Consider the following 26,812-nt stretch of genomic DNA (forward strand, 5'->3'; position numbering starts at 1 on the left):
ACATTACGTCAATATTTTACACTGGATAAAATTTTTATTGGATGTCTCACTGACATAAATTTTCTTATCCAAGACTCACGTTAATTAGCAATTAGGGTCAAGATTGAGAAAAAAGCTAGTATTTTTAGTGTAATATCGCTTAGTATTTTTAATGGCTTTAGGTATTTGCTAACAAGTAGATAGTAGCTAACGTATCGATTTTTTACATAGTCTTTCACTCACTCACCAACCTTAATTTACTTTTGAAATGGCAAATGTTGTTGAAACACTTGTACCTGTGCCACCACCATTGGTGCGTTTTAATACAAGTGATTTTGAAACACTATTATTGTAAGTAGGAAAGATTCGGAAAGAATATGTATTACCTGCTGTTAAAGTCACATAATTAATATTACTATAGCCTTCATTACGACCACTAAAATGACTGCTCGATCTGTGAGCATATGTTCTTCTACTTATCCATCGATCGTTGGTGACATCCCATAAACCAATAAGTACATCTACATCGTGTTTGGTACTAGTATAGTCGGCAAGGTCGAATTGCATAGAAATTGAATAAATCCCACTACTCGCTGGGGTATACCTTCCATTGGCTGTGTTGTGCTCATTTAAATAGTCAAAAATCTCAGAACCAAGAATAATGTTACGGAATCCGTTTGAATTTAGGGCTAAATCGGCACTTAAAACACCAATAAACCTGCTGCCAGGAGCACTAGGGTCTGAAATAGCTGTTACCAAGGTGCCATCATCTTTGGCTACGACTTGCAGATGATCTCCAGTAGCATTCGAAAGAGAACGTATACGCACTGTACCGTTTACATCCAGATCTTCGGTAGGTACTGTGGTGCCAATACCAACTTGAGAAAAAGACAAAATGCAACTAAAAATAGTTAAGATAAAGAATAAAATAAATTGATTTTTTTTTACATAGGTAAAACTACTAAATAGGTTAAGAAAGGGTTTCATTATATAGGGGGTTAAGGTTATCTAGGGGCTTAATTTTCGGGCATATAAGTATATTAGTTTAAACATATGAATATGTGTAACGAATTTATGCAATTTTTCTGGCAAAATCAAGTTGTAATACCACATTTAGCATGGCAGTTTTTTATGTTATTGTATCCTATTGAATTAGCAAAAAGCAAGTGGAATATTTCACTTGCTTTTTTTGAAAATTAGAATATAATCTTCGTTAGATTTTTAATTTAGATTGGATATTCAATCATGAAACCTACAGGAAGAAGATTATTTAGAAGCTAAACAAATCCTTTTAGAGCATTTAGATTTACTTGTTTTTTAAACTTTTGTCCATCCCGCCACCACCATATAATCCTTGTAGCGCGGTTACTTTTTTGCCTTCGTATAAAAAGCGTATTCGAAATCCCTCAAGATCTTTTAGCATAAATTCATGATCACTGTAAGGGTATAACTCATATATAGTTCCTTTATCTCTATCCGATTGATAGAATAGCGTGCCATCTTTAAATGTAATTTTACGTGCCCCATAACTTCCAACAAAAGATTTTAACGTTTTTGAATCTAAGGTTATCGGATTGGTTTTTACTTTCAATTTGGCGATTGCCCATTCGTATAACGCTTTTGAACTTTCCTCCTTATTATTCTCTTTAAGTGTTTCTAATGCTTTGAGGTAGGAAACATCGAATGCCTTTTTAGAAGGAGTTTCAATATGAGGGCTCACACCGGTGCCTTCCCAGTTTGTTTTGGTGATAGGATTTATGGCTCTACCCGTAGGAATCCAAATCATATAGCCGTCTGTTGCTATAAAGTCGCGTCCAGGGTGTGCGCCACCACCAGTAGTTTCACCAATTATTGTGGCGCGTTCCAGATTTTTTAAATTATAGCAGAATTCTTCGGCAGCCGAAAATGTATGGGAACTGGTTAATATATATACAGGAGTATCTGGGCTTCTTGTGCCAGGTACATGGGGCAAGGTCCAGGTTTGAGTATTTGAATCAGTTGGACGCCAATAGAAGTTATTTAAATGTACCGATTTGCTTCCGTATAGATAGCTGGTTATAAGCTGAATCATGGCTGGATGTCCTCCACCATTAAACCGTAGGTCAATAATAATAGCGTCTGAATTGCTTAAAAAGTTCATCGCCGAAACTGCCGTTTTTCCCGCGTGTTCTACATTATAAAATCTGTTAAGATTCAAATAACCAACATTGCCATCTAGGATTTTCACTTCTTTAAAGCCGCAATTATTTCGCTTCATGTTCTTAATTCGCCAATTCAAATGAGCAATGCTATCTTCAGCCGTAGTACTCAAACGTTGAGTTTTATGTTCCGGGCTGAAGGATAAATGAAGATGTTTGTCTTTACTAATAGCTTGTAAATCTGCTGTTAAAGTGCTTGCAAATTGGCCAGGATCGAGAATAGATTTATAATCGCCTTTCTGGAGCTTAGATTTAATGCTTGAAGCCATTTTTTCAGCAACGTCTGGAAAAATATAGTTGGCAGTTAGTTTACTACTAATAGAATCTACAACAATTTGTTGTTCTTGTGAGGTCAGTTGAGGTGCTTTTACTTGTGCATTTATTTGAGTTGAAATTAATACCATAAATGCAATGAGGGTGAGGGGCAATGTGATTTTCATGGGGTCATGTTTTTAGACAATTGTTTTTAATTTTGTTTAAAATGGTTTCTAATTGTTTCAGTTCGTTTTTTGTGATTCCTTGAAGTGATGAGCTTCTGTTATGATGAATTATTGGTGGTAGGGTTTTTAGTATTTCTTCCCCTTTAGTTGTGATTTCTATTTTAGAGCGTCTCCGGTCTTCGTCATTCATAGACCGTTTCAGATAGTTTTTCTGAACCATTGTATTAATTATCCGTGTCATTGATGCGTTATCTTTAAACACCAATTTGGCTATTTCTTTTTGCGTAAACTCAGGATGTTCTTTTAGAAAAATAAGAACCATACCTTGGTCAATGGTGATGCCCTTTATTTTTGCCGAAATGTTTTTTTGAGCAAATCTTCGATATTCCTTAATAGTGCTTTCAATCACGTGAAATATTGTTTCCGACGGAAGGGCTATAGTCATGTTTCAATTTATTTGATACGAATATAATTGACATATCAATTATATAAAAATACTTAACTTTTTTTTAACGTTCATTCGATGCCAAGAAATCCAATGGAATGTTATAAGATCCCAGAATCTTTGAGAAAATTTTTTCTTGGATACCATAATTTATTAAGTAAAAGCATCCAATCCCCTCTGTTTTTTAATGATTTAGATACAATTCCAAATAGTATAAAATAAAAAAGACCGCTCATAACAAGCGGTCTTAATAATATTTATAAAGTCTTTGGTTTACAACCCAAAAGCCTCTTTCACCTTATCAACATAATCCAACTTCTCCCAAGTGAACAATTCTACATCTACAGTTGCAGTTTCTCCATTAGGTTGCGTAAATGTTTTGGTAACAGTTTCATTATTTCGTCCCATATGGCCATAAGCAGCAGTTTCGCTATACATTGGCGAACGTAATTTTAAACGTTCTTCAATAGCAAACGGACGCATATCGAAAATTTGAGACACTTTTTCAGCAATTTCCCCATCAGTCATATTAAAAGAACAGGTACCATGCGTATCAATAAAAATACCCATAGGTTCTACCACACCAATAGCGTAACTTACCTGTACGAGTACTTCGTCGGCAACACCGGCAGCAACCAGATTTTTTGCAATATGACGTGTAGCATAAGCGGCACTTCTATCCACTTTACTAGGATCTTTTCCAGAAAATGCACCACCACCGTGAGCACCTTTTCCACCATAAGTGTCCACAATAATCTTTCTTCCGGTTAATCCGGTATCTCCATGAGGGCCACCAATAACAAATTTCCCGGTTGGGTTTATGTGGTATTTAATATCGTCGTTAAATAATACCTGAATTTGCTTAGGTAGTTTAGCGACAACACGTGGAATTAAAATCTCAACAATATCCTTTCTAATTTTTGCAAGCATCGTATCGTCATCTCCAAAATCATCGTGCTGTGTAGATACTACAATAGCATCAATGCGTTGTGGAACGTTATCATCGCTATATTCAATAGTTACTTGACTCTTAGAATCTGGACGTAAATAAGTAATATCTTTATTTTCTCTTCTTAGTTCGGCAAGTTCAATTAAAATTCTATGCGACAAATCTAAAGCCAAAGGCATGTAGTTTTCGGTTTCGTTAGTTGCATAGCCAAACATCATACCTTGATCGCCAGCTCCTTGTTGTTCTTTGCTGGCTCTGTCTACCCCTCTGTTAATATCATCAGATTGTTCGTGAATAGCAGAAAAAACACCACAAGAATTACCATCAAACATATATTCACCTTTGGTATAACCAATTTTGTTTATAGTGTCTCTGGCAATTTGCTGAACATCTAAATACGTATTAGATTTTACCTCTCCAGCAAGTACAACTTGTCCTGTAGTAACTAGGGTCTCGCAAGCAACTTTCGAATCGGTATCAAAAGCTAAAAAGTTATCAATTAAAGCATCACTAATTTGGTCTGCTACTTTGTCGGGGTGTCCTTCAGAAACACTTTCCGAAGTAAATAAATAAGCCATAAGTTGTATTTTATTCGAGATTCGACGATAGCGTCAAAGGAAGTTTACACTGCCTTTAGCATTTTTTAATTTTGAATTTATTTCAGAATCTTTCAATTCCAAAAGCGTTTCAAAAAAATGCTGAAACTAGTCAGCATAAAGAGGTTGCAATCAGTCAAATCTTTCCTCTGATTATTTGTGTTGGCAAAAGTAAAAAAATAAAAGGAAATGAGTGTTTATTCTACCTTTTTTTAGAAAAAAATAGGATAATACATTTTTATTATAAATCTTTGTAGAAGCAAAATGAAAAAACAAATATTAAATATCGTTTCTATTATCGTCATTGTGATTATTTCACAACGATAGGAAGCGCTATATATAAATAATACAAATTTTAAAGCCTTCCTTAATCGGAAGGCTTTTTTATTGTAAAATTTTTAAATTTTGAACATCATAAAAATGAGAGTTTAATTGATTGATATACAGGTTTTTATATTATTTTGAGTGATCGTGGATTTAACCAGAAAAACTAAAGAATACTATAAATAAAAACCTAATAAATTAATTTCGAATCATATTCCGATGTTGTTGGGGATTTTTTAAAGGAATCCTAAAATATTTGAAATATTAATGTTAAAAAACGATAAAACATAAAATTATCTGTAATAAAGATGAAGGAACTTAATAAATACAGTAAAACAGTAACTCAAGACTCAACACAGCCAGCAGCGCAAGCCATGTTGTATGCTATTGGTTTTTCCGATGAAGACTTTTTTAAACCCTTGATAGGTATTGCTAGTACAGGTTATGAGGGGAATCCTTGTAACATGCATTTAAACGATTTAGCAAAATTAGCTAAAGAAGGAACAAAAAAAGAAGACCTGGTCGGATTGATTTTTAATACAATTGGTGTGAGTGATGGTATTTCTATGGGAACACCGGGGATGCGTTACTCGTTACCTTCAAGAGATATTATTGCAGATTCTATGGAAACTGTAGTACAGGGAATGAGTTACGACGGTTTAATTACTGTAGTAGGTTGCGACAAAAATATGCCAGGAGCTTTAATGGCGATGATTCGTTTAAACCGTCCTTCAATACTAATTTTTGGAGGTACTACCGATTCTGGTTGTCATGATGGAAAGAAATTAGATATCGTGTCTTCATTTGAAGCCTGGGGAAGTAAAGTAGCAGGTACTATGGAGGAAAGCGAATATAAAGAAGTGATTAAAAAGTCTATTCCGGGTAAAGGTGCCTGTGGCGGTATGTACACAGCAAATACAATGGCTTCGGCTATTGAGACTTTAGGTATGGCATTACCTTATAATTCTTCTAACCCTGCCAGTAGCGAAGCTAAAAACCTAGAAGCTGTTAAAGCCGGGGAAGCTATGCGTAACCTATTGGAAAAAGATATTAAACCTTCGGATATTATAACCAGAAAATCGTTAGAAAATGCCATACGAGTAGTAACCATCTTAGGCGGTTCTACCAATGCAGTATTGCACTTTTTGGCTATAGCCAGAGCAGCTCAAATTGATTTTACCCTTAAGGACTTTCAAGATATTAGTGACAGCACGCCATACATTGCCGATTTAAAACCTAGTGGTAAATATTTAATGGAAGATTTACATGCTGTAGGAGGTGTGCCAGGCGTGTTAAAATATTTACTGAAAAAAGGATTATTGCATGGCGATTGTTTAACCGTAACAGGAAAAACATTAGCTGAAAACTTGTTGGATGTTGAAGATTTGGCAGAAGGACAAGATGTTATAAAACCTTTAGAAGCTCCTATTAAAGCTACAGGCCATTTACGTATGTTGTATGGAAACTTAGCCAATGATGGAAGTGTGGCTAAAATTACTGGAAAAGAAGGGTTGAAATTTGTAGGAAGGGCAAAAGTATTCGATAGTGAATATGATGCTAATGATGGTATACGTGACGGAAAGGTAGAAAAAGGCGATGTGGTCGTCATTCGTTACGAAGGGCCAAAAGGAGGACCGGGAATGCCAGAAATGTTAAAACCAACAGCAGCCATTATGGGCGCTGGATTAGGGAAAGATGTTGCCTTAATTACCGATGGCCGTTTTTCTGGAGGAACACATGGTTTTGTTGTAGGACATATTACTCCAGAGGCTCAGGAAGGTGGTAATATAGCCCTTGTACAAGATGGTGATACGATTACTATTGATGCAGAAACTAACACAATTTCTGTGGATGTCTCAGAAGAGGAATTTCAAGAAAGAAGACAAAATTGGGTAGCCCCCAAATTAAAATTCGATCGAGGGGTATTGTATAAATATGCCAGATCAGTATCATCGGCATCAAAAGGATGTGTTACTGATGAGTTTTAAATAGACAATTTTTTCATTTTCGCTTTAGCGGAAGTCTCAATACTATGAGTATGAATAATACAGAAACAACAAAAAAAGCACAAGAGGAAACTCAAAAAACAGAACGTATAAGTGGTAGTGAAGCTATCATCAGGTGTTTAATAGCTGAAGGGGTTGATATTCTTTATGGATATCCGGGAGGAGCCATTATGCCGGTTTACGACGAGTTATATAAATATAAGGATAGAATCCATCATGTATTAACACGTCATGAACAAGGTGCAGCCCACGCAGCTCAAGGATTTGCAAGAATTTCAGGGAGAGTTGGTGTTGCCATGGCAACATCAGGTCCCGGAGCAACAAATTTAATTACAGGAATAGCCGATGCACAAATCGATTCTACACCAATGGTGTGTATTACAGGTCAGGTGTTTTCACATTTATTAGGTAGTGATGCATTTCAGGAAACCGACATTGTTGGTATTTCTACACCAGTTACCAAATGGAACCACCAAGTAACTAAAGCTTCTGAGATTCCAGAAGTTTTAGCCAAAGCATTTTATATTGCCAAGAGTGGTAGACCAGGGCCGGTATTAATCGATATTACCAAAGATGCTCAGGTTGCAGAACTCGATTTTAAATATGAAAAATGTACAGGTGTTAGAAGTTACATTCCAATACCAAAAATAAATATAGATGCAGTTAAGGCTGCTGCCGAACTAATAAATGCAGCTAAAAAACCAATGATCGTTTGGGGGCAAGGTGTTATTTTAGGAAAAGCAGAGGAAGAATTAAAAGCGGTTATTGAAAAGGCAGGTATTCCTTCGGCGTGGACTATTTTAGGAGCATCCGCAATTCCAACATCCCATCCGTTAAACGTTGGTATGGTAGGTATGCACGGGAATTATGCGCCTAATAAATTAACAAACGAATGTGATGTTCTTATAGCTATCGGGATGCGTTTCGACGATCGTGTTACGGGTGATTTAAAAACCTATGCCAAGCAAGCAAAAGTGATTCACTTTGATATAGATCCGGCAGAAATTGATAAAAATGTAAAAACAGATGTTGCCGTTTTAGGGAATTCAAAAGAAAGCTTAGGTTTATTATTAGAGGAACTAAACGAAAACACGCATACGGAATGGTTACAAGAATTTAAGGAGCTGTATGCTATTGAGTTCGAAAAAGTTATAAAAAATGACCTGTCTCCAACCAAAGAAGGTTTAACCATGGGAGAGGTATTAAAACAAATAAATATTGAAACAAAAGGTAATGCAGCTATCGTATCGGATGTAGGGCAACATCAAATGATAGCTTGTCGTTATTCTGAGTTTAACAAAACGAAAAGTAATATTACCTCTGGAGGCTTAGGTACTATGGGATTTGCCCTTCCAGCTGCTATTGGAGCTAAAATGGCTGCACCAGATAGAGAAGTAGTTGCTATTATTGGAGATGGTGGTTACCAAATGAATATTCAAGAGTTGGGAACTATTTTTCAGCAAAAAGTACCTGTAAAGATTGTGGTATTAAATAATGAGTTTTTAGGAATGGTTCGTCAATGGCAACAGTTGTTTTTCGATAAGCGTTATGCATCTACCGAAATGACAAATCCAGATTTTGTAACCATAGCAAAAGGCTATTATATTGAAGCAAAAAAAGTAACTAAAAGAGAAGAATTAGCAGATGCCGTTAAAGAAATGATAGCATCGAAAAACTCTTATTTTTTAGAAGTTTGTGTAGAGAAGGAAGATAATGTATTCCCTATGGTGCCAGCAGGTGCATCGGTTTCAGATATACGTTTAAGCTAAATTTCAGAAAAAATGAACCAAGAAATAAAAACATTGACTATATCCATATATACCGAAAATAATATCGGTTTGTTAAACCGCATATCTGCAATTTTTCAGCGTAGACACATCAATATAGAAAGTTTAACTACCTCGCAATCTGAAATTGAAGGCGTAAACAGGTTTGTTATTGTTGTAAACATTACAGAAGATCAGGCTAAAAAAATAATGGGACAATTTGAAAAGCAAATCGAAGTTATTCGAGCATATTATCATACAGATGAAGAGACCATATATACAGAGTCTTGTATGTTTAAAATAAAATCGAGTTTGTTATTTGAAGAGCCTCAAATTCAGAATATAATCAAAGATAGCGGAACAAGAATAGTTACTGTAAACAAAGAATTTTTTGTTCTGGAAAAATCTGGTAGAAGAAACGAAATTGAATCGCTACGTAGAGATTTAAATGTTTTCGGTATCATGCAATTTGTGCGTTCCGGACGTATATCAGTAACAAAAGAAGAGATGAAAATAACAGAAATGCTTTCGGCATTCAATAATCAATAATTACAATAAAACTTAAAATGGGAAATTATTTTAACACACTTTCATTAAGAGATAAATTAGATCAATTATCGAAGTGTAGATTTATGGATTCTTCAGAATTCTCAGATGGAGTAAACGCTTTAAAAGGCAAAAAAATAGTTATCGTAGGATGTGGAGCGCAAGGGCTTAATCAAGGTTTAAATATGAGAGATTCTGGTTTAGATATTTCTTATACTTTACGTGATGCTGCTATTGCTGAAAAGCGTGCTTCTTATGTTAATGCAACAGATAATGGATTTACAGTTGGTACCTACCAGGAGTTAATTCCATCTGCAGATGTTGTGTTGAATCTAACTCCGGACAAGCAGCATACTAGTGTTGTAAATGCTGTAATGCCGTTAATGAAGCAAGGTGCTACATTATCTTATTCTCACGGTTTTAATATTGTTGAAGAAGGGATGCAAATACGTGAAGATCTTACGGTAATTATGGTAGCTCCAAAATGTCCGGGATCTGAAGTAAGAGAAGAATACAAGCGTGGTTTTGGTGTGCCAACACTTATTGCTGTGCACCCAGAGAACGATCCAGAAGGAAAAGGTTGGGCACAGGCAAAAGCATATGCAGCAGGAACAGGAGGAGACAGAGCAGGTGTTTTAGCATCATCTTTCGTAGCCGAAGTAAAAAGTGATTTAATGGGAGAGCAAACCATTCTTTGTGGATTGTTACAAACTGGTTCTATCCTTTGTTTTGATAAAATGGTTGAAAAAGGTATCGATGCCGGATATGCATCTAAACTTATTCAATACGGTTGGGAAACCATTACAGAAGGTCTTAAATATGGTGGAATCACCAATATGATGGATCGTTTATCGAACCCAGCAAAAATTAAAGCTTTCGAATTATCGGAAGAATTAAAAGATATCATGCGTCCATTATTCCAAAAGCATATGGATGACATTATGGAAGGGAATTTTTCTAAAGGCATGATGGAAGATTGGGCAAATGATGATAAAAATTTATTAGGATGGAGAGCTGCTACAGGCGAAACAGCTTTTGAAAAAACACCAGCAGGAGATGTAGAAATCTCTGAGCAAGAGTTTTACGATAATGGTGTATTAATGGTAGCATTTGTAAGAGCTGGTGTTGAGTTGGCTTTTGAAGCTATGACTGATTCTGGAATTATTGATGAATCTGCTTACTACGAATCATTACACGAAACACCACTTATTGCAAATACCATTGCGAGAAAGAAATTGTTCGAAATGAACCGTGTTATTTCTGACACTGCAGAGTACGGATGTTATTTATTCGATCATGCATGTAAGCCATTATTAGCAGATTTCATGAAAACGATCGATACAGATGTTATAGGAAAGACTTATGCTAAAGATAACGGTGCAGGTGTTGATAATGCTAAATTAATAGAGATTAACGCTGCTTTAAGAAATCACCCTGTTGAAAAAATAGGAACCTTCTTAAGAGCATCTATGACGGCTATGAAGCCTATAGTTTAATTGTAAGGGATAAGGCTTTGAAAGTACCTAATGTACATTTGAGCTTTTCGACTGCACTCACGGCAGGATAAAGTCGAGAACTTTTTAAAGAAAAGATATCTTAAGAAGCTTTCTTCCTTATATTTCCAGACCTGTCAGGTTTTTAAAACCTGACAGGTCTCGTTAACATATCATTCATTTTCAGGTGTTTGTTGGATGTGTTTGAAATGTACAAGAAATTAAATAAAGTGTCTGTTCGAGGCCTATTTAAAATATAGATTAACTAGTGTCTGGAAACAACATTACCGAGTATGGTCGATGAAGCAAACAGTTTTGTCATTCCTGCGAAAGCAGGAATCCACTCGATAAACATCTTACACTTTGAAAATAAAATTCCTATGTAAACAGGAAGCTAAAACCTGTCAGGTCTCGTTAAATCTCATTCCCATATGGTTGCCGAACATGATCGAGGTAAAATGGGAAATTAAATGAATAAATTATGAACAAGGAAAACGTCACATATTTTCCTAGTATTGATAATATTAAGGTAGCTGCCGATACTATTAAAAAAGTATCGGCAGTTACGCCTTTAAGCCCTAGCTTAAGATACTCTAACCATTTTAATGCTAATGTGCTTTTAAAACGCGAAGACTTGCAACAAGTGCGTTCCTATAAAATTAGAGGGGCCTATAATAAAATAAGTTCACTAACTCCTGAACAATCAAAAAAGGGAGTGGTTTGTGCCAGCGCAGGGAACCATGCTCAGGGCGTGGCGCTATCTTGTAAACTATTAGAGATTGAAGGCACTATTTATATGCCTGCACCAACACCCAACCAAAAGGTAGAGCAAGTTAAAATGTTTGGTGGCGATTTTATTGAAATTAAGCTTGTTGGCGATACGTTTGATGATGCTAATCATGCAGCGATGCAAGAATGCGATCAATTACACAAAACCTTTATTCATCCTTTTAATGATGAAAAGGTTATAGAAGGACAAGCCACTATAGGCTTAGAAATTCTGGAACAATCTACAGAGCCCATCGATTATGTTTTTATAGCCGTTGGAGGAGGAGGTTTAGCAGCTGGATTATCTACAGTCTTCAAGCAATTGTCACCTAACACTAAAATTATAGGCGTAGAACCGGAAGGGGCGCCTTCCATGTCAGTTTCCATTAAAAACAATAGAAACACGGAATTAGATCAAATTGAAAAGTTTGTTGACGGCGCAGCTGTTAAACGCGTAGGGGACTTAACGTTCTCAATATGCAAAGAGAATTTGCATGATATGATAACAGTTCCAGAAGGGAAAGCGTGTCAAACCATTTTAGAACTTTATAATAAGGATGCTATTGTGGTAGAACCTGCCGGAGCTTTAAGCATTTCTGCTTTGGACCTTTATACAGAAGAAATAAAAGGCAAAAATGTAGTATGCGTTGTTAGCGGAAGTAATAACGATATTACCAGAACATCCGAAATAAAGGAGCGCGCTTTACTGTACGCCAATTTAAAGCACTATTTTATAGTGAAGTTTCCGCAACGTGCCGGTGCGCTAAAAGAGTTTGTTGTTGATATTTTAGGCGAGAATGACGACATCACCTATTTTCAGTATGCTAAAAAAACTAACCGAGAAAACGGATCAGCCGTAGTGGGCATTCAATTAAAAACAGCAGACGACCTGGAGCCTTTAATATCTAAAATGAAGGAGCACAATTTCTACGGTGATTATCTTAATGATAAGCCTGATTTATTTCAGTTTTTGGTTTGATAACTTTTGCCATTTCAACGAACTATGCTGAACTTGTTTCAGTAAAGTAAGAATGACAAGATTCAATTATACTTTCCAATACCGAATATCCTCATTATACATAGCGTCTAAAGACAGTTGTACTGCTCTGGCAGTATCGGCACCAGTATACACATTCGAAATAGGCTGTTTGTTATCTAAAATAGCGTCCCTAAAATCAACCAAAGCCTGTCTGCTGGGATTTAAATGAGACACTTCAATGGGATAGGCTTTGCCTTGTAAATGACTATTAACAGTAGCACCCGAAACACCGTCAACATTAGCCAATTCTTTTTTATAGCTCTTTTCATGATATATCCAGGCTTTGTCGTAATCTAAAAGAATAGTGCCTTTACTACCGTGTACTTTTATTTGGTAATCGCCAAGTGCGTTATTGGTTAAACAGGTAAATTGTGCTTTTACACCACTAGGATATTCAAATAATAAATGAATATTATCAAAGGTTTCTCTGCCATCTTTCCAAAAATCTATACCACCAGTTCCCATAATCTTTTTTGGGTTTTCACCTAAAACCCAATGTATAAAATCAATTTGATGCGAGCTAAGTTCTGCAACCAATCCTCCGGAATATTCACGGTACATACGCCAATTTACAGCACGTTCTAGCGAAGGTTCTGGAACAGGTCTTCTCCAGTTTCCATTTCTATTCCATTGGCATTCAAAAGAAGTTATTTTACCTATTTCACCACTTTTTATCAAGTCGACCACATGTTTATATAGTTTGGAACTATGATATTGATGGCCTGTTTGAAAAATAGATTTCGAATTGGAAACTTTCTCTACAAGGCTATTAATACCGGCAAATCCTTTGGCCATAGTTTTTTCGCAATAGATATGTTTACCGGCATCTAACGCATCAAGTGCTATAGGTGCATGGGTACTAAACGGTGTGGCTATGAGTATGGCGTCAACATCTTTATTATCTAATAATTCTTTATAATTTTTATAGGCTTTTGCATTATTGGATGCTTTGGAAATACCTTGCTCCAATCGAAAAGGTAAAATGTCACAAACAGCAGAAACATGAAAACCTTCAATTTCATTTAATGCGGGAATCATACCACCACCCCTATCTCCTGTACCAATTACTCCAATATTAATTGTATTGTTAGAACCAAAAGTTTTTGTAATAGCTCCTAAAGTAGCTGTACCAGCAATGATTCCAGCAGTTGTCATGCCGCTTTTTGTAATAAATTCTCTTCTTTTCATGAATTGTAATTTCTAATAGAGATTTTAAATGTTCATTCAGAGCGACTTGTGTTGAGCCTTTCGGCTTCGCTTCGCTCAAGATAAACTAAAGTCGAAGCAAGCAAACTTGCCTGCTGGCTGGCTAGGAACCCCTTAGAGATAAAGATAAGGAAACTAAGGTTTTGTATTGTGTTCAAAATGGTAATTGATTGACTTTTTTATGAACAGATAGCTGTTTATACTGGTTTTATTTCCCAACCCGGTTCGTATTCCCTAGACCATAATTTCATGGCATCGCGGTCGAATATTCTACCTGTGTTTTCGTCTACTTCAAAAGGTTTATTAATTCTTGAGCTAATGTTTGCATAGTGCGTTAGCATTTGACTTACCACACCCTGTTCTATTGGTGAGTTTAATGATTTTTTCCCTCTTATGGCTTCAAAAAAGTTTTCGGAATGTCTGGTAGAAAGACTTCCACCGCCCCCAAGCGCTACACCATCTTCGTCCCCTTTCAGAGTTCGATCTTTAATGACTTTGCCTTTAAGATCGTATAGTTTATAACCTGCTCTATCTATAAATACAACACCTTTAGAACCATAAATTAAAGTGCCTCTACCTGCACCATATTTGTCATATCCGTTTCTGCTCTGTCCGTCCCATTGAATGGTTTTATTATTAGGAAATTTAAATGTAGCTAACATGGTGTCATACATCTCCCAACCATCATCTTTATATTGGAATTTTCCAGAGTATACATCTACATATTCAGGATATTTAACATCTAGAGCCCAACGCGCAATATCCAGTTCATGAGTGGCATTGTTGCCAGTTTCCGCAGTGCCATAATCCCATCCGTACCAATGCCAATTATAATCCCAAATGTCGTGCATATACGCTTTCCTTGGAGCTGGGCCTTGAAAAAGCTCCCAATCTAATCCTTCGGGAGGAGCTGCTTTTACAGGAATAGGGACTTCACCTCTAGAATTTGTGTAAAACGCGATGGCTTTATAAGCTACGCCAATAATACCGTTATGAATGTTTTTAATGATTTCTGTAGATTCTAAGGAAGATCGTTGTTGGTTCCCCATTTGGATATGTTTATTATACCTTTTTTGGTAAGCAACAAGCAATTCTCCTTCTCTGGGGTTATGGCTACAGGGTTTTTCCAAATATACATGCTTACCAGCTTGAACAGCCATACAGGCACCTGGAGCATGCCAGTGGTCTGGTGTTGCCATGAAAACAGCGTCCACTTTTTTGTCGTCCAAAATAACTCTAATATCATTTTCTAATTTAGCAGAATGATCCATCAATTTAGAAAACTTGTTAGCAGCTTTTTCCCGTTGACTTTTCATAACATCGCATAGATACATGAGTTCAACATTATTCTTTTTATTGGAAACGGCTTCAACAAACCCACCTAATCGTCTTCCTAAACCTTGAATAGCGACATGAATTCTATCATTGGCACCAATTATTCGCGAATAACTTTTTGCTGAGGCACTTGTAATACCTCCAGTAAGCGTTACACCCAGAGCGCCTGCCGAAGCTTTTTTTATAAAATCTCTTCTATTTGAACCCATCTTTTGGTTTTAATTAAATTCTCTAATTTTTATACTTCTGTAATGTACAGTGTCACCATGGTCTTGAAGTAGGATATGACCCTCTGGCCATTGTCCGAATTTCGGCCAGTTTTTATATTTGCTATAAGCTACAAGCGCTCTGAACATTTGCGAAGACCGATCGTATTCAATGACTTTTTCGTTGTTTAGCCAATGTTCAACATGTGCGCCTTTAACAACAATTCGCGCTTTGTTCCAAGAACCTATTCCTTTAAATTGTTTACTGCGACCGGGAATCGACAAGTTTTCTGCCGTAATTAAATCGTAAAGAGAGCCAACAGTTCTATTGCCATTAACACCTTTTTTTGCGTCTGGATGGTTGGCATCATCTAAAATTTGAAATTCACATCCAATAGCAGATCCAGAGCCTTTATTAAGTTCGGCATCTACAAAATATTTAATACCACTATTTGCGCCTTTTGTGATTTTAAATTCTAACTCTAATTCAAAGCTGCTGAATAATTTTTCGGTAATAATATCACCAGGGCCAGTCGATTCGGCACCATCAGTCGATAAAATAGTTAAAACACCATCTTTAATTTCCCAGCCAGATTTAGGAAAATGATTCAGTTTAGCACCACGCCATCCTTCGGAGCTCTCTCCATCCCACAGTAAGCGCCATCCCTTGTCCTTTTCATTTTTCGAAAGGGTATTGATTAAATAACTCATCTCCTTTACCTCAGGATTGGAAGCCCAGCGTTCTTCTTCCAGATTATCAGTTTTAATTCTAATATTTTTCCATTTTATTTGTTTACCAGCTTTACTTTCAGAACCATAAATATGATGCACTTGTAATCCTATAAACCCAGATGCTGTTAAATCATCAACCAAATTAGAACACTGTATACCATTTATCCAGGTTTTAATACTAGAGCCAATAGCTTCGACTCTGCATGTGTTCCAGACCCCATTTTTAAAAGCACTATGAGCTTTAGGATTTAAAGATATGGGGTACAGCCAGCCTCTTCTTCCTTCATCATAAATGCCACCACTAAAGGCGCGGGCTGATGGGTCTAATTCAAACTGATAACCATGAACCGTACCTTCCCTATAGCTTTTAATACTGTTAGATCTAAACTGAACTCCAGAATTAAGAGCAGGATCTAATAGAACCTCAAACTCTAAAATAAAATCACCGTATTTTTTTTTGGTACATAGAAAACTATTTGGAGTTTCTGTTTTTGAAATTCCAATAATTTGTCCGTCTTTTACTTTGTATGGAGCATCTCCATTTAATATTTCCCAGCCGGTTAAGTCTGTTCCGTTAAAAAGGTCTATCCAGCCGTCTTTGGAGCTCTGCGAATTTAAAGTCGTAAAGCTTAACAAAAGAAAAAGGGATGAAAAGAGAAGGTTTAAAGATCGTATCATGCTTGTTTTTAGTTTCGTGTACGTACACTAAAAGTAAGGATTTATAATGAGTTAGCAAATTAACGATGCCAAAATGATTGATAACCGAAAACGATTTAGTTGTAATCGTTTTATTATCATATCGTTAATTTGTTAAGGATATCATATTTATTTCGACAATCCTAGCAATTTAGTACCCTCCTATAAATTTTAAAGATATCTTAGCTATTGTCAAAAAATTAAAAAACCAGGTAAATGAGTAATACTTTTTTAGAAATTCCAGAGGCTTATAAAATACAATCGCAGCTACATCAAACAACCTATTTGGTTTCAGGTGAGCTAAAACAATGGGAAGGAGAAACGGCAGAAGTGTATTCTACAATTTCTTCAACTAAAGACTATAAGCGAACATTATTAGGTACAATCCCTCAATTAGGAGAGAAGGAGGCTTTAGAAGCATTGGACTCGGCATCAAATGCATATGCTAAAGGGCAAGGCTTATGGCCAACCATGAAGGTGAGAGACAGAATTGCTTGTATGGAAAAGTTTGTAGAGCAAATGAAGACCAAGCGCGAAACTATCGTAAAGCTTTTAATGTGGGAAATAGGAAAAAATCTGCCAGATTCGGAAAAAGAATTCGATAGAACAGTAGATTATATATACGATACTATTGAGGCTTACAAGCAAATTGATAGAGATTCGGCAAAGTTTGAAAAGAACGAAGGAGTGTATGCGCATATACGTAGAGGTCCTCTAGGAGTGGTTTTATGTTTAGGGCCATATAATTACCCGTTAAATGAAACATTTACATTACTAATTCCGGCATTGATTATGGGGAATCCGGTGATTTTTAAACCTGCTAAACTAGGGGTTCTGTTAATTTCACCACTACTGGAAGCTTTTCAAAATAGTTTTCCAAAAGGCGTCGTAAACGTTATTTATGGTCGAGGTCGTGTATTAGCAACTCCAATTATGCAATCCGGTAAAATAGATGTATTGGCATTGATAGGAAATAGTAAATCGGCAAATGCTATTCAAAACAATCACCCTAAAAAGAATAGATTACGTTTGGTATTAGGCTTAGAGGCAAAAAATCCAGCTATAGTTTTACCAGATGCCGATTTAGACTTAGCAGTAAACGAATGTATTACAGGTACATTGTCTTTTAACGGACAACGTTGTACAGCTTTAAAAATATTGTATGTACACGAATCGATAGTTGATGAATTCAATAAGCGCTATTCGGAAAAAGTAGATGCACTTAAGTTTGGAAATCCGTGGGATTCCGGAGTTAAATTAACCCCGCTTCCAGAAGTAGAAAAGCCAGCTTATATTAAAGAGTTAATTGATGATGCTGTAGAAAAAGGAGCAGAAATATTAAATGCAAAAGGCGGAGAAATTAGCGAGAATTTTATATTTCCAGCAGCGTTATATCCTGTGGATAAAACGATGCGAGTATTTAAGGAAGAGCAATTCGGACCACTAGTTCCTATTGTACCATTTAAAGATATTGAAGAGCCGTTAAATGATATGGCAGAATCTAATTATGGGCAACAGGTAAGCTTATTTGGTAAAGATGTAAATACACTTGCTCCCTTAATTGATACTTTGGTAAACCTGGTTTGTAGAGTTAATTTAAACAGTTCTTGCCAAAGAGGACCGGATGTATATCCATTTACAGGAAGAAAGGATTCTGCATTTAGTACTTTAAGTGTGCATGATGCATTACGTTCATTCTCGATAAGAACTTTTGTGGCATCAAAAGATAACGACTATAACAAAGCTATTTTAAATGAGCTGTTGGATAAAAAGACCTCAAACTTTATAAGTACCGATTATATCTTGTAAGGGGTATTTTTACTACTTTTATATCTGAACTCATTTAGTAGGGTTTCAACTATTTTTTTGGAAATAGAAAAAGTCAAGATGAGTTCATTAACAATATATTAATAGGTATGAGAACATTTAAGTATTTAGTTTTATTCTTTTTTTCGGTTTCAATCCTGATCGCTTGCGGAGGAAAAGAAGAAAAAAAGAAGGAAGGTTTTAGTTATGAAAATAAAAAAGACACGCCTAAAAACACAGAGACAAAAAACGCCAACGAAATTGTTATTTCTAGTGATGATTTGATGAAGTTTGACAAAACAGAGATTAGGGTAAAGGCTGGCGAAAAAGTAAAGATTACATTAAGACATAAAGGAAAATTGGATATTAATGTCATGGGGCATAATTTTGTGCTTCTTAAACAAGGTGTTGATCTTGTTGGGTTTGCTAATAAAGCAGCTACGGTTAAAGACAATCAATACATACCAAAGAAGAAGAAAGATGTTATAGCCCATACCACTTTAATTGGGGGCGGACAAACAACTTCTATAGAGTTTGATGCACCTGCCGTAGGAACATACGATTTTTTATGTAGTTTCCCTGGGCATTATTCTATGATGAAAGGGAAGTTTATAGTGGAATAAATTGATAGAACATGTAAAATTCGACGTAAAGTTTTAACAGATAGTGTGTCGAAGAGATTCATAACTTTTATGGCTTAATAAATTTATTTTCTTCTTTGTTAGGCCTACAGAACAGACCTGTCAGGTTTTAAAAACCTGACAGGTCTTCATTATCAAGCGCTCCATAAACTACGTAATCAAAAGACAATATTTAGAACTAACATTACAGTTACTATAATGTAATTAAAGTATAATTTTATTTTTACAAAGAGTCACCATTTATAGTGTTCAATATGATTTACATGACCCAATTAATATTTGTAAAAGAAGGAAAAGAAGCTATATTCCATGAGTTTGAAGACCATGCCATTCCATTAATGGAGAAATATAATGGACGAATAATTTATCGGATAAGACCAGATGAAACATCGTTTGTTTCTGGAGAAAAGGAATTGCCCTATGAAATTCATTTCATATCGTTTGATTCAGAGAACGATTTAACTAATTTTATGAATGATGATAGGAGATTGAAGTTTATTCATCTTAAAAACGAATCGATACAATCAACACTTCTTGTTAAAGGAGAAAAAGTATAAAGCACGCATACAAAATCACCCATACGAATTATGAAGTATACACCCCAAGATGGTTTCTCATACTATTTCAACTTGGTTGGTGATGTGGACTGTAGGTCGCTTTTTTCATCACCATCAACCCTTAAGTTTCTAAAATCAATTGATGAAGAAAAAGCTGCCTATCGATATGCTTCAGATAAATGGAGTATTAAACAGGTGCTTGGGCATATTACAGACCACGAAAGAATAAAGATGTTTCGGGCATTTTTATTGAGCAGAAATGAATCGGTGGAATTATGGGGCTACGATCAGGAGGCTTTGGTGGCGAATAGTCGTTTTGAAGAATTAACCTGGAAACAATTAGTAACAGATTTTGAAAACGTAAGGAAAGCTTCTGTTAGTTTTGTTGAATCACTATCCCAAAACCAATTAAAAATAAAAGGCAAAGCCAGACAAAATGAAGTAACTCTTGAAGACTTTCTAAAGTCTATTATTGGCCATGAAATACATCATGTAAATAGTATTAAAGACAAGTATTTTAATCATTAACGCTATTAAGATTTACATGGTAACCAATCATTATTAGTAGCATAGGGGACATGGTAAGTGCAAAATATTTATATTTGACTTGGTATTATTTTAAAATTTAAATACTTAAGCTACCCCATATTCGAAATGAAAAGATTAAGATTACCCCTTATTAGTCTTGGATTGTGTGTAACTACTATGGTTTCCTGTAAGAATCAATCCGAAAATCAAGTCACACCAACAGTAACAGAAAAACAAAGCGCGCAGATAGAAAAAGTTGTTGCTAATACAGAGACAGTTTCAAATGAAGCCTCAGAGACGACGACCCTTCAAACCCAAAAAGAAAGTTTTATAAAAAGCTTAAAAAGTAAAACGGATTTAGGTTCCTTTTTTGCAGATAATTGGACATTAATGTACCATGAGGATAACAGATGTGATGGTTCTACAGATGGGCAAATCAACAATTTATCCAGTTCCCAAATAGATCAGCCAATAAAATTACAAGTAAACAATGATGGAGATGGTTGGGCTTGCGATAAAAAAGAACCAAAGAGTTTCGATCTGGATTTTAATTTAAAAAGCCAGGTAAAAAACTGGGATAGATTTGAGATTGCCAATTACGAGAATCAGGAAGAGCATATTGTTATTATTGTAGGTGCTGGCGAATCCGATTACTTAAAACTACATTACGATAATAGTAACCTGATTGTAAAGCTGGAGTATAGGAGTGAAGACCCCGGATAAGATCTAACGTTTAAAGCATATTTAAACTTTTTTAATTGTATATAAATTGGAAGTTTACCAACTATTATTAACCCTTTTCGAACAATATTAGAAACCTATGAAAAAAATACTATACCCTCTATTTTTAATAGCAAGCTTTGTTTTTAGTCAAGATACAAAGTACAATAGTCCGTATGATTATGAAAGACTGGAAGAAGGAGCATATTATTACCTTTTTGGAGATAATGTAAAATTTAGAACAGAACCTAATACGGATTCCGAGGTGATAGCGTTATTAAAAATCGGAACAAAAATTCAAATCGATTACAACACAAAAGAAACCATGATGTATAATGGGTTAGAATCACCTTTTTATAAAATTAAGTATGGCGATAAAACTGGTTATGTGTTAGGTGGTTTAATTTCATTAGAAAAAAGGGAAAGAGGCGATTCTCAATTCTTTTTCACTTACAAAAAAGAAGGAGAAAGCTATGCAACCATTGTTAGATATTTTAATGAAACGACATCCGAGATTGTAGATACCACAGTACAACTGGCTACAAGTATGTTTTCTATAGAGCTTTACAATAATAGAGGTGTTTCGGGGGTTGACAACATTGTTTTTATTAACTATTTAGCTGAAGCTTGTGGTGTTAACGGCGGCGGTATCTATCTATTTCAATTTGATAATAAACTTAAAAAAGTATTTGATTTATCTAAAGTTTCAGAAGCAGGATTATTTTGGACTTCAGAGAAGTTAATATTTCCAAAAGATGAAAAGGGAATAGAAGGTAAAATTGTTTACCAACGAGAGACTCAAAACTATTTAGATGAAAATACAAATTGGACAGAATTAGAGCGGGTAAGCCGTGAGTTGGAATGGAATGGCGATGAAATCCTTCCAAAACCGTATTCTGAAAACTAAAATATGTTCAAATACTAATATTCCGAATCTATAAATGCCTATTATGGAACAGTATAAAACAACCATTCTGTTATTAATATCATTAATTTGTCTCCCTTGTATTAGTCAAGAGAAAATAGATGATAATAGTACTGTAGATTCAAAGCATGAAGAAAAAAGAAGCTATTTAAAACATAGAGATTTTGATGGGGACGGTATTATGGATAAGATTTTGTTTGATTTTTCGGGAGGAGCGCACTGTTGCTATAAAATGAGTCTTTATATAAGTTCGTTAAGTAAAACCATCACCTATCCATTTGAGATGGACGGCGGTTACCTAGGAGGAGTCGATGGCAGTCAGCCAAATCAATTTGAAATTAAAGATTATGATCAGGACGGATTACCAGAAATATTTATGCTAATTTCAACGTATAACGGCGAGAAGTATCCCGTAGAGAAACGTTGGACTAAAAAATACGGTATAAAAACCAATACCATTCTTTTTGATTTTTTTGAAGAAAACATGTTGGTAAAAGACTATAATAAATAGCTGGAAAAGTTTGGTCTTATTAGAATGTTTCGCGTTTCAGGGATATTAAAAATCAGATGTTTCTCTGTAGGCTTTAATAACGGCTAGTTCACCTTCTTTACCCTTAACGGAGTTTCCGTGTTCCATGCCTAATATACCAGTAAAGCCTTTGTTTTGAATATGTTTAAAGATGTTTTTATAATTGATTTCCCCAGTAGTCGGTTCTTTTCTACCCGGATTATCACCAATTTGAAAATAGGCTATTTCGTCCCAGGTAAGATCAATATTTCTAATAATGTGTCCTTCGGTTTTTTGCAAATGATAGATATCGAACAAAATTTTGCATGCCGGGCTATTAACGGCTTTGCATATCATGTAGGTTTGGTCTGATCGTTGTAAGTACAAATCCGGAGAATCCGATAGAGGTTCTAAAACCATGGTTAGCCCGTGGGGTTCGAGTATGTTGGCACCGCGACGCAATGCTTCAATAACATGAGCATCTTGAATACCAATAGGAAGTTTTCTTTGAAACCCTCCCGGAACAACGGTGAGCCATTTGGCATTAACGCGTTTGGCTACATCGACTGCTTTTTTACATCCGTCAAGAAAAATATCGATATACTCCTGTTTGCCAGCTGCCAGAGTATTATTTAAGTTGCCTCCTTTTTGAATGACAAAAACACCCATAGTCATATTGCGCTTTGCCAGTGTTTCTCCAATTTTTGTTTGTAGGGACACGTCTCTAGTCATCATGTTATTATCTTCGAACGCTGTAAACCCTTGATCTGCCATAAAATTAATCTGATCAATGGGATCATTACCGGCATGATGTTTAAACATGCCCAAGTGAGGTGCAAAATGCATCTTAAATTTTTTAGAAGCCAAAGTGCTGTTGAAGGCTCCTTTTGGCATCGCATTGATACCCGATAGTCCTAATCCAAATGCAGAGGCAGCCATGGTGCTTTTTTTTATAAACGAACGTCTTTCCATAATCTAATATAAAATTGGTTTTACCAGGAGTAGGCGTTTTAATGTCTGGATGTTATTTTAAAGGTGAGTTCGACGTAACCATAATATTATTATACTGAATTCCAGTGATTTAATTTAAGTGTCGGGTTGAGCCTTTCGACTCCGCTCAAGACAGGCTAAAGTCGAAACCTATTTAAAATTATAGGTTTTAATGACCTTTCGACTGCGCTCAAGGTGACAAGTAACATTTTTAGTGTATTTATCATTAAAATTAGACTGCCTTTAAATCGAACTCACGTTATTTTAAAACTGGCATAATGTTTTGTGGGCTTACAATTCTAAAATTTCTATATCCTTAAATTCAACCGGGTGACTTTCACTCTGTAAGGATATGTATCCAGCTTTTAAGGGTTTGCCTTCAAAGGATTTCCAATGTTCTTTGTTAAAGTCGACCTCTCCGCCATATTGTGGTTTGCAATATTGAATAACTTCTTCACCATTAATAAAATGCTTAATAATAGAATCATTTCTAACTTCAATTTCAAGTTTAACCCATTGATCGCCGTGGTAGGTTTTTGAAGAGGATTCAAAGCAGTGGTCTGTTGCAATTTTATTATCTAAAACAACATGAGTTCCCGGAGTACATAAGTTTCCTGTTGGGCGCTCTTCGCTGCTTAGTCCTCCTAAAAGCTGTACTTCTACTGATACTGGGAAATTTTGATCTACGCCTATCTTTTTAGGGTCTTCGCAATGAATCATAACCCCGCTATTGGCTATAGCCCAAGATGGCCCATCACTTAATTGTTTTCCTGTGAAACGGTATTGCAGGCGCAGTTTGTAGTTGGAAAACGGCTTGTTGTAATAAATATGCCCGAAGGAAGCGTTAAAGGTGTCATTGTATTCATCATAATTAACTTTAATACAACCATCTTCAGTAATAAACGTATTTTTATAATTAACACCAGCTGGGTGCCCTTTAATTTTTACGATCCAATCGTTTAAGTCTTTACCGTTAAATATAGGAGTCCATTTCTCAACAGGTTCTACGGTTTTAGCAGTTTCGATTTTTTCCTGATTTGATTTTTGTTTACAAGAAACAGCAGATAGTATAAATGTGAGGCAGACGAGATACAAATATTTTTTCATTACTTATAGTGTTTATAGAGACCAGGATTTACCCTTGGTGGTTTCTTCTAAAGGGGCACAGCCTATTTGAACTCCCGGAATAGGGTCGTATGCTAAAACGTGTTCTCCAATTTGTTCGCTATTTCTAAAAGCCCAAACAGAGGTGTCTCTTAGGTCGGTAAGAGTCTTGTAGATAATGGCATCGGTATTGCTTTTATCTTTTTCCTTTTCGTAAATCAGCCGTTGTTGTTTAGGGATTTTTAAGTATTTGGCTAGCAAAGCGTCGTAAGCGTTATGCTGTAATGCCGATACACCTTCTTCTGGAATATTTAAGGCGTTTATAACGGTAGCAATTCTTTTTTTGAATTTTTTTTGCTCTTTTTCGTTGTAAGACGTGTTTATAAATAAATCAATAAACTCGGGAATATTAAGGTCTAAAGCCCCAGGGATAGTTTTAGTTTTGGGGAGTATAATATCTATGAGGTTTTTAACAACAATACCTTCATCTATGGATAGAAATTTAGGAGTCCACAATTTTGCTTCAGTTTTACAACTTTGAAGCAGGCTCATAACACTAGATGTGGCTATGGAATAACCTAATGTAAGTCCTAATCCTTTTAAAGCGTCTCTTCTATTCATGAGTTTAAGCTTTTATATTGTTTTGCAGCATAGTTGGCTGCTCTTGCCGTTATGGCCATGTAAGTGAGTGACGGATTTTGACATCCGGATGAGGTCATGCATGCCCCGTCTGTTACATAAACGTTTGGTACAGCGTGTATTTGATTGTATTTGTTTAAAACAGATGTTTTGGGATCTCTGCCCATTCTGGCTGTTCCCATTTCATGAATGCCTATGCCGGGAGCTGCAAGATTATCAAATGTTTTAATGTCTTTAAAGCCCGCTTTTTCTAGCATGATGGCTGCTTGTTGAATCATGTCTTTACGCATGTTGAGTTCATTCTCTTTCCATTCGGCATCAAAGGTAATGGTTGGTAATCCCCATTCGTCTAGCTTGTTGTAATCAAGTGTCATTTTGTTATCATGATTAGGCAGGCATTCGCCAAAACCGCCTAAACCGACACGCCATGCTCCTGGTTCTAACATTTTTTCTTTAAACTCTGCACCATATCCTAACTCTGCAACGTGCTCAAATACGGCTGTTCGACTACCACCACCCTGATAGCCATAGCCTCTTAAAAACTCTTTTTTGTGGGTTTTGCCATCTCCAAGGTTTCTGAATCTTGGAATATATATACCATTCGGGCGTCGTCCTTTATAATATTTATCATGGAATCCATCAAATGTTCCGGATGCTCCAGCGCCTAAATGATGATCCATAATATTGTGACCTAGCTCTCCCGAATCATTGCCTAATCCATTAGGGAATCTCTTGGACTTAGATTGTAATAGTATAGAGGCTGAAGCCATGGAAGATGCACAACAAAAAATGATATTCGCATTAAAAACAAGGGATTCCTTGGTTTCAGCATCGATAACTTTTACACCTGTAGCTTTTTTTAGGGTGTCGTCGTATATAATTTCATGAACAATAGAATTGGGTCTAATTGTTAAATTTCCAGATCGCTCGGCTGCTGGTAAGGTTGCAGATAGACTGCTAAAATAACCGCCATACGGACAGCCTCGCATGCATCTGTTTCTAAATTGGCAATTACCTCGCCCCTCATGGTTTTTAGTTCCTGTTATGTGAGCCGTTCTTCCAATGGTGAGCAATCTATCATCAAAATGTTCTGCAAGACTATTTTTTAAATGTTCTTCCACGCAATAAAGTTCCATTGGAGGAGAGAAAATACCATCCGGAAGTTGTGGGAGTCCCAGTTTTTCACCACTAACACCTATATAGGATTCTACATAATCATACCAGGGTGATATATCTTTATAACGAATAGGCCAGTCAACACCATGCCCGTCCTTTTTATTAGCTTCAAAATCTAAATCACTAAGACGGTAGCTCTGCCTTCCCCAAGTAATGGAACGTCCGCCAACATGATATCCACGTATCCAGTCAAATCGCTTTTTTTCATTATAGGGATGTTTAAAATCGTTTACAAACCAATGTTTATGTTCTGGTCTGGAGGTATAACCGGTTCTATTTTGTTTAATCTGTTCCGCTTTTTCTTTAGCAGTCACTTGTCCTTTTAGTTTAAAGTCCCAGGGATCTTTAAACATGGTAGGATAGTCCTCTATATGTTTTACCATAGGGCCTCTTTCCAGTATCAGGGTTTTTAATCCGTTTTCGCAGAGCTCTTTGGCAGCCCATCCGCCGGAAATACCGGTGCCTATTACAATAGCATCATAAGAATCCGTCAT

At 36.0% G+C, this 26,812-nt stretch carries 23 protein-coding genes; 12 read left to right on the plus strand and 11 right to left on the minus strand.

What is annotated here, in order from left to right; translation table 11 throughout:
• Positions 1 to 231: 231 nt before the first annotated feature.
• The 4 genes from C1H87_RS15355 to metK all read right to left on the minus strand — a co-directional run bounded on the left by C1H87_RS15355 (position 232) and on the right by metK (position 4,589).
• Positions 232 to 966 (minus strand): hypothetical protein, encoded by a 735-nt coding sequence (locus C1H87_RS15355; protein WP_102756655.1) that lies wholly within the window; start codon positions 964 to 966, stop codon positions 232 to 234.
• Positions 967 to 1,285: 319 nt separating this feature from the next.
• Positions 1,286 to 2,617 (minus strand): S41 family peptidase, encoded by a 1,332-nt coding sequence (locus C1H87_RS15360; RefSeq protein ID WP_102756656.1) that lies wholly within the window; start codon positions 2,615 to 2,617, stop codon positions 1,286 to 1,288.
• A gap of 4 nt (positions 2,618 to 2,621) precedes the next feature.
• Complete coding sequence (locus tag C1H87_RS15365; protein ID WP_102756657.1) at positions 2,622 to 3,062, minus strand: MarR family winged helix-turn-helix transcriptional regulator; 441 nt, start codon at positions 3,060 to 3,062, stop codon at positions 2,622 to 2,624.
• Positions 3,063 to 3,335: 273 nt separating this feature from the next.
• Positions 3,336 to 4,589, minus strand: coding sequence for a methionine adenosyltransferase (gene metK / locus C1H87_RS15370; RefSeq protein ID WP_102756658.1), 1,254 nt, complete (start codon positions 4,587 to 4,589; stop codon positions 3,336 to 3,338).
• Positions 4,590 to 5,239: 650 nt separating this feature from the next.
• Here metK and ilvD point away from each other — a divergent pair.
• The 5 genes from ilvD (at position 5,240) to ilvA (ending at position 12,489) form a co-directional block, all read left to right on the plus strand.
• Positions 5,240 to 6,919, plus strand: coding sequence for a dihydroxy-acid dehydratase (gene ilvD, locus C1H87_RS15380; protein WP_102756660.1), 1,680 nt, complete (start codon positions 5,240 to 5,242; stop codon positions 6,917 to 6,919).
• A 50-nt stretch (positions 6,920 to 6,969) separates the two neighbouring features.
• A complete protein-coding gene (gene ilvB, locus C1H87_RS15385) occupies positions 6,970 to 8,706 on the plus strand; it encodes a biosynthetic-type acetolactate synthase large subunit (RefSeq protein WP_102756661.1) in 1,737 nt (578 codons plus the stop codon).
• A 12-nt stretch (positions 8,707 to 8,718) separates the two neighbouring features.
• Positions 8,719 to 9,252: an acetolactate synthase small subunit gene (ilvN, locus tag C1H87_RS15390; RefSeq protein ID WP_102756662.1), complete on the plus strand. Its 534-nt coding sequence runs from the start codon at positions 8,719 to 8,721 to the stop codon at positions 9,250 to 9,252.
• A gap of 17 nt (positions 9,253 to 9,269) precedes the next feature.
• A complete protein-coding gene (gene ilvC / locus C1H87_RS15395; protein WP_102756663.1) occupies positions 9,270 to 10,745 on the plus strand; it encodes a ketol-acid reductoisomerase in 1,476 nt (491 codons plus the stop codon).
• 478 nt (positions 10,746 to 11,223) lie between these two features.
• The gene (ilvA, locus tag C1H87_RS15400) at positions 11,224 to 12,489 is read left to right on the plus strand and encodes a threonine ammonia-lyase IlvA (RefSeq protein WP_102756664.1); all 1,266 of its coding nucleotides are present in this window, start codon (positions 11,224 to 11,226) and stop codon (positions 12,487 to 12,489) included.
• A gap of 66 nt (positions 12,490 to 12,555) precedes the next feature.
• On the opposite strand, the gene C1H87_RS15405 is transcribed toward ilvA, so the two are convergent.
• The 3 genes from C1H87_RS15405 to C1H87_RS15415 form a co-directional block, all read right to left on the minus strand.
• Positions 12,556 to 13,737, minus strand: coding sequence for a Gfo/Idh/MocA family protein (locus C1H87_RS15405; protein WP_102756665.1), 1,182 nt, complete (start codon positions 13,735 to 13,737; stop codon positions 12,556 to 12,558).
• A gap of 215 nt (positions 13,738 to 13,952) precedes the next feature.
• Positions 13,953 to 15,299, minus strand: a complete 1,347-nt coding sequence (locus C1H87_RS15410; protein ID WP_102756666.1) for a Gfo/Idh/MocA family protein — start codon at positions 15,297 to 15,299, stop codon at positions 13,953 to 13,955.
• A 9-nt stretch (positions 15,300 to 15,308) separates the two neighbouring features.
• Positions 15,309 to 16,706 (minus strand): 3-keto-disaccharide hydrolase, encoded by a 1,398-nt coding sequence (locus tag C1H87_RS15415; protein WP_102756667.1) that lies wholly within the window; start codon positions 16,704 to 16,706, stop codon positions 15,309 to 15,311.
• Positions 16,707 to 16,940: 234 nt separating this feature from the next.
• Here C1H87_RS15415 and C1H87_RS15420 point away from each other — a divergent pair, with 234 nt between their 5' ends.
• From C1H87_RS15420 to C1H87_RS15450, 7 genes are all read left to right on the plus strand, one after another.
• Positions 16,941 to 18,533 (plus strand): NADP-dependent glyceraldehyde-3-phosphate dehydrogenase, encoded by a 1,593-nt coding sequence (locus C1H87_RS15420; RefSeq protein ID WP_102756668.1) that lies wholly within the window; start codon positions 16,941 to 16,943, stop codon positions 18,531 to 18,533.
• A 107-nt stretch (positions 18,534 to 18,640) separates the two neighbouring features.
• Positions 18,641 to 19,153: an azurin gene (gene azu, locus C1H87_RS15425; RefSeq protein ID WP_102756669.1), complete on the plus strand. Its 513-nt coding sequence runs from the start codon at positions 18,641 to 18,643 to the stop codon at positions 19,151 to 19,153.
• Positions 19,154 to 19,434: 281 nt separating this feature from the next.
• On the plus strand, positions 19,435 to 19,728 hold the full coding sequence (locus C1H87_RS15430; protein ID WP_199769297.1) for a hypothetical protein: 294 nt from the start codon (positions 19,435 to 19,437) through the stop codon (positions 19,726 to 19,728).
• Between the two features lie 30 nt (positions 19,729 to 19,758).
• Positions 19,759 to 20,256: a DinB family protein gene (locus tag C1H87_RS15435; RefSeq protein ID WP_102756671.1), complete on the plus strand. Its 498-nt coding sequence runs from the start codon at positions 19,759 to 19,761 to the stop codon at positions 20,254 to 20,256.
• A gap of 126 nt (positions 20,257 to 20,382) precedes the next feature.
• On the plus strand, positions 20,383 to 20,979 hold the full coding sequence (locus C1H87_RS15440) for a hypothetical protein (protein ID WP_158655244.1): 597 nt from the start codon (positions 20,383 to 20,385) through the stop codon (positions 20,977 to 20,979).
• 97 nt (positions 20,980 to 21,076) lie between these two features.
• Complete coding sequence (locus C1H87_RS15445) at positions 21,077 to 21,883, plus strand: SH3 domain-containing protein (RefSeq protein WP_102756673.1); 807 nt, start codon at positions 21,077 to 21,079, stop codon at positions 21,881 to 21,883.
• A 43-nt stretch (positions 21,884 to 21,926) separates the two neighbouring features.
• Positions 21,927 to 22,412, plus strand: coding sequence for a hypothetical protein (locus tag C1H87_RS15450; protein WP_158655245.1), 486 nt, complete (start codon positions 21,927 to 21,929; stop codon positions 22,410 to 22,412).
• A gap of 45 nt (positions 22,413 to 22,457) precedes the next feature.
• Here C1H87_RS15450 and C1H87_RS15455 read toward each other — a convergent pair whose 3' ends face one another.
• The 4 genes from C1H87_RS15455 to C1H87_RS15470 form a co-directional block, all read right to left on the minus strand.
• On the minus strand, positions 22,458 to 23,381 hold the full coding sequence (locus tag C1H87_RS15455) for a hydroxypyruvate isomerase family protein (protein ID WP_102756675.1): 924 nt from the start codon (positions 23,379 to 23,381) through the stop codon (positions 22,458 to 22,460).
• 309 nt (positions 23,382 to 23,690) lie between these two features.
• Entirely contained in the window at positions 23,691 to 24,506 is an 816-nt protein-coding gene (locus tag C1H87_RS15460) for a 3-keto-disaccharide hydrolase (protein WP_102756676.1), read from the minus strand.
• A gap of 12 nt (positions 24,507 to 24,518) precedes the next feature.
• A complete protein-coding gene (locus C1H87_RS15465) occupies positions 24,519 to 25,124 on the minus strand; it encodes a gluconate 2-dehydrogenase subunit 3 family protein (protein ID WP_102756677.1) in 606 nt (201 codons plus the stop codon).
• Entirely contained in the window at positions 25,121 to 26,812 is a 1,692-nt protein-coding gene (locus tag C1H87_RS15470) for a GMC oxidoreductase (protein WP_102756678.1), read from the minus strand. The genes C1H87_RS15465 and C1H87_RS15470 overlap by 4 nt, the downstream gene beginning before the upstream one ends.

The organism is Flavivirga eckloniae (genome assembly GCF_002886045.1).
In the GTDB taxonomy this organism is placed as follows: domain Bacteria; phylum Bacteroidota; class Bacteroidia; order Flavobacteriales; family Flavobacteriaceae; genus Flavivirga; species Flavivirga eckloniae.